The following is an 8,423-nucleotide window of genomic DNA, read 5'->3' as shown; positions in this document are numbered from 1 at the left end:
GCGCACTGATCGGGCCAGATCGCCCAGTGACAGAAACCGCTCATCATCTGGGCGCGAGAACCACTCCGACGACACCCGACCCACGCGCGAACCGCGCGAGACATCCACCTTGTAGCCGCCGCTCGGGTCGCGGCGCGTATCGAGAACCTGCATATCCATGGGAAATCTCCATGACGGCTGGCCGGGAGCCTCTCTCTCGACCCTCAATCCGTCACGGCGAAGCCCGCCAGACTCTCACTCTCAAATCCCAAGGCTTGTAGTTGCACGAGCGACCAGCGAGATCGCCATGACAGAAAAGCTGCACCCTGACAGAGGCGGAGCATCGCGTCATCGCTTGCGCAGGCGGAAAGGCGGGGCCTGTCGGCTTTCCCGGCCTGCGCTTTGGGCCATGTCCGCCGGATCAGAGTGCGTGCGGGGCCCCATGCGTCAGACACCGCGCCCTCAGGAGCAGGGCAGGCAGCCCTGCGGGACAGAGCGCGTCAGCAGCCCCGCTCCTCGTTTCGGGGCGTTGCGGGGTGTCCCCGCTGAGGTGGGTGTGAAGAAGACGCGCAGCGGCTTCGACCAGGGAGGAAACGTCCTCCCGCACATCGAAAATCAAGCCTCTACGCCAGCCTACGAAACACGTTGATTACGTGGCGATTACGTGGCGCTCGACAGCCCCTTGGAAGGGGTGTATATTTGCACTTAAGCCATTGAGAAGTTTGGTGGACGCACTTGGGCTCGAACCAAGGACCCGCTGATTAAGAGTCAGCTGCTCTACCAACTGAGCTATGCGTCCATTCCGCCAAAATCCCCCGGAAGGGGCGTGTCGGAAACGCGTTGTCCGGAGCAGCGAGGCCGCGTCCCGATTCGCGTGAGGCGCTGCATTTAGCGGGTCTCGCCCTGATGGCAAGACCCTTTTCGCACTTGCGGGAAATCAGCTCGCCAGGCCCCGGCGCGGGGCCATGCGGTTCCAGCGATTGACCATCATCAGCAACCCGATGCAGATCATGTTGGTCATCATCGAGGAGCCCCCATGGCTCATCCACGGCAGCGGAATGCCCTTGGCCGGCGCCATGCCCATGACCATCAGGAGGTTGATGGCGATGTAGAAGAAGATCGTCGCGGTCGCCCCGGCAGCGAGCAAGGCCGAGAAGCGGTCCTGCGCCTCGGCCGCGACCTTCCAGCCCCACCTCAGGATCAGCGCATACATTCCCAGCACGAACAATCCGCCCATCAGCCCCCATTCCTCGGCCATGGTGGCAAAGACGAAATCGGTGTGGGGCTCCGGCAGGTAATCGAGGTGGCTCTGGGTGCCGTTGTTGAAGCCTTTTCCGAAGATTCCGCCCGAACCTATTGCAATTTTTGACTGCGCGATGTGGTAGCCTGCCCCCAGCGGATCGCTCTCGGGATCGAGGAAGGTGGTGACCCGCGCGCGCTGGTAATCGTGGAGCGCGAAGAAATAGATGAGCGGCAGCGCGGCGATTCCGGCACCCATCGCGCTCAGGAACCACCACATGGGAAGGCCTGCCAGAAACATCACCACCACGCCCCCGAAGGCGATTGCGACCGAGGTGCCGAGGTCGGGCTGCATCAGCACCAACCCGATCGGCAGCGCGATCAGCATTCCTGCCGGCAGAACCGAGCGCCACGAACCGATCATCCCGGCCGGCAGAGTCGCATAGAAGCGCGCCATCGCCAGCACAACGGCAGGCTTCATGATCTCCGAAGGCTGAATGCGGATCGGCCCGGCCTCCAGCCACCGCTGGCTGCCGCCGCCGACCTGGCCGACAATCTCGACCGCGAGCAGCAGCAACAGCACGACGAGGTAAGCGGGGTAGGTCAGCAGCTGCACCGCATCGCGCGGCAGCGAGGCGATGATCGCAGTCATCACCGCGAACACCCCGAAGCGGATGAAGTGCGAGAGCGCAAAGGGCTCCATCGCCCCGCCGCCGGCCGAATAGAGCACCAGCCCGCCAAAACAGGTCAGCAGCACCAGCGGGACCAGCATCTCCCAGGGCTGGCGGGCGATCGGCTCCGGGACGATCCCGGAACGCTGGGCGAGCGTGTTCATGTGGCGGTCTCGGCAGGAGCGGCAGAGGGGGCGGGCGAGGGCGGGGCGGCGGGCGCGGCGGGCGCAGCGGGCGCGGCGGCAGCACCCGGCGGGATGGCCGAGGGGTTGGCCTCGGGCCGCGGGGCGATCGCTTCATTGGCAATGGCGTCGGTCTGGGCGGCGTCGCGGCGGGCCTCGGCGTCGACCCGGTCGAGGATTTCCTCGTCGCGACGGGGCGGCCGGCTGACGCTCGCCCCGCGCTCGGCGGCATAGGCGGCATAGCGCGCCTCGAGCCGCTGCTGCGCCGTGCCGCCCCAGCCTGCCTCCAGCGCGGCGAGCGCTTCCAGACCTTTGGCGGGATCGAACAGGAAGGTCATCACGTCGCGTGCGATGGGGTAGGCGGCGCCCGACCCGCCGCCATGCTCGATCACCACCGCACCGGCATAGCGCGGATTGTCATAGGGGGCGAAGAAGATGAACAAGCCGTGGTCGCGGTATTTCCAGGGCCCCGACTTGCCGTTCGAGATCGACAGTGAGACGACCTGCGCGGTTCCGGTCTTGCCCGCCATCAGCGTGCCCTCGATCGGCAGGCGCGCGCGGCCCGCAGTGCCGGGGCCGTTGACGACGTCGCTCATCGCCTTCCTGACATACTCGACCTGGTCGAGCGGGAAGTCGATGTCGTTGAAGCCCTTGGGCTTGGTGTCGAGTGTAAGCCGGGGCATCACGTGGTGGCCGGTGGCAAGGCGCGAGGCCATCACCGCCAGCTGCAGGGGGCTGGAGAGCATGTAGCCTTGGCCGATGGTGGCGTTGACCGTGTCGAAGGTCTGCCATTCGCGGCCCCACTTCTTCATCTTCCACGCCGGATCGGGCACGGTGCCGAAGAACTGGCTGGTGACGGGGAGGGGGAATTCCTGCCCCATCCCGTAGCGCCGTGCCATGGCGGCAATCGGGTCCATCCCGATACGCTGGGCCATCGAATAGAAATAGACGTCGCAGCTCTGGTAGATCGCCTTGGCCATGTTGGTGGAGCCGTGGCCGCGGCGGTTCCAGCAGCCGAACACGCGGTTGCCGACGCGCAGGCCCCCGCCGCAATTGACGGTCTCCTCAGGGTCGACACCCGCCTGCATCAGCGCCATCGAGACCATCGGCTTGACGGTCGAGCCCGGAGGATAGAGCCCCTTCAGCACCTTGTTGCGCAGCGGGACGCGCTCGTCATCGCGCAGCATTGCATATTCGACCCCGCCGATCCCGTCGGAGAAGGAATTGGGATCGAAGCTCGGCATCGAGGCCATGCACAACAGGTCGCCGGTGCGGCAGTCCATCACCACCACCGAGCCGCTTTCGAGGCCGATGCGGCGCGCGGCGTAATCCTGCAGCGGGCCATCGATTGTGAGCTTGACCGGCTGTCCCTGCACATCCTCGCGCGTGTCGAGATCGCGCACGATCCGGCCGCCTGCGGTCACTTCAACCCGGCGCGCGCCGGGGACACCGCGCAATTCTTTTTCGAATTGCTTTTCAAGCCCGTCCTTGCCGATCTTGTAACCGGGTGTGATGAGCAGCGGATTGGGATCCTTGTCGTATTCCTCGCCGGACGCCGGCCCGACATAGCCGATCAGATGGCCGACGCTCGAGGCGGTCGGATAGAGGCGCGAGAAACCGCGTTGCGGAACGACGCCGGGGAACTCGGGCATGCGCACGCTGAGCGCGGCGAACTCTTCGTAGCGCAGCCCGCTCGCCACTTCGACAGGGGCAAACCCGCGCGAGGTGGCGACCTTGTCCTTGATGTCGGCAATCCGCGCCGGTTCGAGGCTGAGCAACTCGCCCAGTCGGTCGATAGTCGCTTGCGGATCGACGAGGCGTTCGGGAATGAGGTCGACGCGGAAATCGGCGCGGTTGGAGGCAAGCGGCGCGCCATCGCGGTCGAGGATCCAGCCCCGGCGCGGCGGGATCAATGTGAGATTTACCCGGTTACTTTCGGATTCGAGGCGGTATTTCTCGTTCTCCGCGACCGAGAGATAGCCCAGCCGCAGCGCCAGCAACACGCCGATCCCGCCCTGCACCGCGCCGATCAGCACTGCGCGGCGCTCGAAGGTGGAGCGCAGCAGCGAGGCGCTGATCATCCTGACTGGCTTTTGGGGACCGCGCTGCAGAAAGGGGATCTTCATCAGTCGATCTTCCGCGCGCGCGACAGGCGGTAGCGGTCGAGCCCTGCAACCAGGCGTGCGATGATCGGATAGAGCAGCACGCTGGCGAGCGCCTGCGGAGCGGCGACGGCGAGCATTTCGGGCGTCAGGCTCGCGCCCGAGACGACGAGGCTCGCCAGCCAGTAGACAACCGCGATAAGGCCGGCGGTGAACCAGTCTTGCCAGAAGCCGCGCCAGGGGAAGCGCGCCTCGATCGCCTCGATGGCGATCATTGCGAGCGACCACAGCAGGATCGCGCTACCGAAAGGCTGGCCGCTGAAGAGGTCGTCGAAGGCGCCGAGCGGTGCGCCCGCCCACAGCGGCAGCAGACCCGGGCGCACCATCCGCCAGGCGAGCAGCATCAGGAAGCCGAAGGAAGGGGCGAGCGGCATGGTGTCGGCGATCAGCAACACCGGCAGGGCCGAGGCGAGCATGATCGAGGCATAGGGCACGCTGCGCACCCGCCACGGAACGGGTGCGCGGTTGATGCGCAGCCCGTAGATGTCCGATCGGGCGCGGGGGTCGAGCCGTTCCATCACTCCTCCGCCGCCGCGCCGCCAGACGACGCTTCGGATGAGGGCGAGGCCGACGGCTTGGGGGAAGGCGCAGCGGCCGGCGCTTCCAGCTCGGTCACCGCCTCGGCCACGTGCACCGGCAGCACCGAGACGAAATTGGTGGCCGCGGGCTCGGCGACAAGGCGGGCAATGCCACCGTCCGGCGTTATCTTGGCGATGATCGCGACAGCGATGCCGGGACGGTAATAGCCGCCCGCGCCGCTGGTAACCATCATGTCGCCGACCTTGAGCGGATTGACCCCGAGATTGACGAGGCGAATGCGCAGCAGCCCGTCGCCGCGCCCTTCGGCAAAGGCGATGACATTGTCCTTGGCGCGCCGCACCGGCAGCACGCTTTCGCCGTCGGTCAGCAGCAGCACGCGCGAGGAGAAGCGCCCGGTCTCGAGCACGCGGCCGATCACCCCGCGTTCGGACAGCACCGGCATGCCCGGCTTGACCCCGTTCATCGAGCCCGCGCCAAGATAGGCATGGCGCCGCCCGCTGGTGGCGGTCGAGCCGACGAGGCGGGCGGTCGCGACCGGCTTGCTCTCGGCTTCGCGCAAGGCCAGCAGGCCCTTGAGGCGCAGGTTCTCGGCCTTGACCGCTTCGGCCTCGGCCAGGCGGATGCGGGCGATCTCGTTCTCGCGGCGCAGCTCGGCGTTCTGGCTCCCGGCGTTGAAATAGCCGATCAGGCCCGCGAAGATCCCCTGCGAGCCCTGCCGTACCATCGCCGTGCCGGTGCCCGCGGGGGTGACGACATCGCTCGCCAACCCGCGCAAGGGCGCGAAGGCGGCGGGCTGCCACAGCGACAGCGCCAGCAGCCCCGCCCCCAGCAATGCCGCAGCCCCGGCCAGCAGGTAGCCGGTGAACAGCGAGAATTGCGCTTTCTTCGAGAAGCCGGCGCGGCGCGAAGAGGGAGGCGCCATGGCTCTAGTGTCCCTTCTGCCTCGTGGCCCGGTTCACGGATCGGGGGATCACGCGGTCATCAGCACGCCGCGATAGATCGGATCCTCCATCGCCCGGCCGGTGCCGATGGCGACGCAGGTCAGCGGATCCTCGGCGACCGAGACAGGCAGGCCCGTTTCCTCGCGCAGGTGCTCGTCGAGGCGGCGGATCAGCGCGCCGCCGCCGGTGAGCACGATGCCCTGGTCGACGATGTCGGCGGCGAGTTCCGGGGCGGTGTTCTCGAGCGCGATGCGCACGCCCTCGACGATCGCGCCAATCGGTTCGCTCAGGGCTTCGGCGACATGGGCCTGGTTGATGGTGATTTCCTTGGGCACGCCGTTGACGAGATCGCGGCCCTTCAGGGTGATGGTCTCGCCCACGCCGTCCTCGGGGATCATGGCGATGCCGTAATCCTTCTTGATGCGCTCGGCCGTGGCGTCACCGATCAGCAGGTTGTGGTGGCGGCGCACGTAGCTGACGATGGCTTCGTCCATCTTGTCGCCCCCGGTGCGTACCGAGGTGGTGTAGGCGAGCCCGCGCAAGGAGAGCACCGCGACCTCGGTGGTGCCGCCGCCGATGTCGACCACCATGCTGCCGACCGGCTCGGTCACCGGCATGTCGGCACCGATCGCGGCGGCCATGGGCTCGAGGATCAGGTGGACGTCCGAGGCCCCTGCGTTGGAGGCTGCGTCACGGATCGCGCGACGTTCCACCGAGGTGGAGCCCGAAGGCACGCAGATCACGATTTCCGGATAGCGGAACATGCTCTTCTTGCCGTGCACCTTCTGGATGAAGTGCTTGATCATCTGCTCGGCGACTTCGATGTCGGCGATCACGCCGTCACGTAAGGGGCGGATCGCCTCGATGGTGTCCGGGGTCTTGCCCATCATCATCTTGGCATCATTGCCCACGGCCTTGACGCGGCGGATGCCGTTGATCGTCTCGATCGCGACGACGCTGGGTTCGTTCAGAACGATGCCCTGATCCTGGACATAGACCAGCGTGTTGGCGGTGCCGAGATCGATCGCCATGTTCTGCGAGCGGAACTTGAAGAGGTCGGACAGGAAGCTCATGTTGGGTGCTGTTTTCCGGTAATGACAGGCTTGGTCCGCGGCCGCTGTCAGGGGGGTGCGGCTGCGGGGATGCGGGCCCGTTTATGACATGACAGCGCGCGCCTAGCGAATCCCCGCGCAAAAGGCCAAAATATTTGTCCACTGTGGCGGTGATTTTGGCGCAGGTGCCCTCGAAATTGTGGCGGCTCGTCGCTAGCCTTGCCCGGAAATGCCGGAAATCCGCCGCCTCCCCTCCGATCTGGTCAACCGCATCGCCGCCGGCGAGGTGGTTGAGCGCCCGGCTGCCGCGCTCAAGGAGCTGGTCGAGAACGCGATTGACGCGGGCGCGCGGCGAATCGGGGTGGTGCTGGCGGATGGTGGCCTTGCGCGGATCGAGGTGGTGGATGACGGCTGCGGGATGGGCCCGGCCGGCATCGCACTGGCGCTTGAGCGGCACGCGACCTCCAAGCTCCCCGATTCGCTGATCGGCGCGGATGGCGCGATCGAGCTCGTCACCACGCTGGGTTTCCGGGGCGAGGCGCTGCCGAGCATCGCCAGCGTTGCCCGCCTGACTATCGAGAGCCGCGAGGCGGGCGCGGCGGAAGGCTGGCGGCGGGTGGTCGATCACGGCGCCGTGCTGGCCGACGAGCCCGCCGCGCTCCCCCCCGGCACCCGCGTGCGGGTCGAGGAGCTGTTCGCCAAGGTGCCGGCACGGCGCAAATTCCTGCGTTCGGCGCGCAGCGAATATGCCGCCTGTCTGGATGTGGTCCGCCGCCTCGCGATGGCGCGGCCCGATATTGCCTTCACGCTGGAAACCCTCGGCGATGGGTCGAAGCGCACCGTCCTCAACCTGCAAGCCGGCGAGGAACTCGCGACCCGTGTCGCACGGATCATCGCGCATGAGTTGAAGGACAATTCGGTTCCCATCGCGTTTGCGCGCGACACGCCGCACGGGGTGATGCGGCTGACCGGGGTGGCGGGCCTGCCGACCTGGAACCGCGGCGTGGCGGATCACCAGTACCTCTTCGTCAATGGCCGCCCGGTGAAGGACCGGCTCTTGGTGGGCGCTGTGCGCGGGGCCTATGCCGACATGCTGGCGCGCGATCGCCACGCGGTGCTCGCGCTGTTCCTCGAACTGCCGCCGCAGGATGTCGACGTGAACGTCCACCCCGCCAAGACCGAGGTGCGCTTCCGCGATTCGGCAGGGGTGAGGGGGTTCATCGTCTCGGGCCTGCGGCAGGCGCTGGCGACCGGCGACCGCCGCTCTGCGCAGGGCCCGGACCGCGCGGCGATGGGGCGGTGGCAGGCGGAGCCGATCTCGGAGCAGGGCAATCTTCTCCCCTCCCGCTTGCCGCAGGGGCTGGGGATGGGAGAGTCCCAGGCGCCGCTGTGGCCCAAACAGGCCCACCCCAACCCCGATACCCGCCCCGGCCTGCGAGCCGGGGGCGAACGGGAGGGGCTTATGCTGCGCGACGCGGCGCTGGCGTGGTCACAGCCCCAGGGCCGCGCCGAGGAAGCCGCGCCCGTGTCCGAGGAGGCGCGCCAATACCCTCTCGGCATCGCGCGCGGGCAGGTCGCCAACACCTATATCGTCGCCGAGGCCGCCGACGGGCTGGTGCTGGTCGATCAGCACGCCGCGCATGAACGCCTCGTGCTC

General features: G+C 67.4%; 6 protein-coding genes, 1 tRNA gene and 1 pseudogene. 1 reads left to right on the top strand and 7 read right to left on the bottom strand.

Annotation, left to right across the window (positions count from 1 at the left end; genetic code table 11):
• From NBV68_RS14955 to NBV68_RS14925, 7 genes and pseudogenes are all read right to left on the bottom strand, one after another.
• A pseudogene (locus NBV68_RS14955) lies at positions 1-159 on the bottom strand (DUF932 domain-containing protein); the annotation flags it as partial.
• Positions 160-702: 543 nt separating this feature from the next.
• A tRNA-Lys gene (locus NBV68_RS14950) sits at positions 703-778 on the bottom strand.
• A 138-nt stretch (positions 779-916) separates the two neighbouring features.
• On the bottom strand, positions 917-2,053 hold the full coding sequence (gene rodA, locus NBV68_RS14945; protein WP_296311146.1) for a rod shape-determining protein RodA: 1,137 nt from the start codon (positions 2,051-2,053) through the stop codon (positions 917-919).
• Positions 2,050-4,152 carry a penicillin-binding protein 2 gene (mrdA, locus tag NBV68_RS14940; protein ID WP_296311143.1) on the bottom strand — a complete coding sequence of 701 codons (2,103 nt, stop codon included), beginning with the start codon at positions 4,150-4,152 and terminating at the stop codon, positions 2,050-2,052. Before mrdA ends, rodA begins: the two co-directional genes overlap by 4 nt.
• Positions 4,153-4,196: 44 nt before the next feature.
• Positions 4,197-4,751 carry a rod shape-determining protein MreD gene (mreD, locus tag NBV68_RS14935; RefSeq protein WP_296311140.1) on the bottom strand — a complete coding sequence of 185 codons (555 nt, stop codon included), beginning with the start codon at positions 4,749-4,751 and terminating at the stop codon, positions 4,197-4,199.
• Positions 4,751-5,695 carry a rod shape-determining protein MreC gene (mreC, locus tag NBV68_RS14930; protein ID WP_296311137.1) on the bottom strand — a complete coding sequence of 315 codons (945 nt, stop codon included), beginning with the start codon at positions 5,693-5,695 and terminating at the stop codon, positions 4,751-4,753. The genes mreD and mreC overlap by 1 nt, the downstream gene beginning before the upstream one ends.
• Before the next feature lie 48 nt (positions 5,696-5,743).
• Positions 5,744-6,787 (bottom strand): rod shape-determining protein, encoded by a 1,044-nt coding sequence (locus tag NBV68_RS14925; protein ID WP_296311135.1) that lies wholly within the window; start codon positions 6,785-6,787, stop codon positions 5,744-5,746.
• Positions 6,788-6,995: 208 nt separating this feature from the next.
• On the opposite strand from NBV68_RS14925, the gene mutL reads away from it, so the two are divergent.
• Positions 6,996-8,423, top strand: a 1,428-nt coding sequence (gene mutL / locus NBV68_RS14920) for a DNA mismatch repair endonuclease MutL (protein WP_296311132.1), incomplete at its 3' end; no start/stop codon positions are given.

It is taken from the genome of Erythrobacter sp. (genome assembly GCF_023653175.1).
Taxonomy (GTDB): Bacteria; Pseudomonadota; Alphaproteobacteria; order Sphingomonadales; family Sphingomonadaceae; genus Erythrobacter.
Note: the sequence above shows the minus strand (reverse complement) of the source record. Positions and strands in the feature narration are given on the sequence as shown.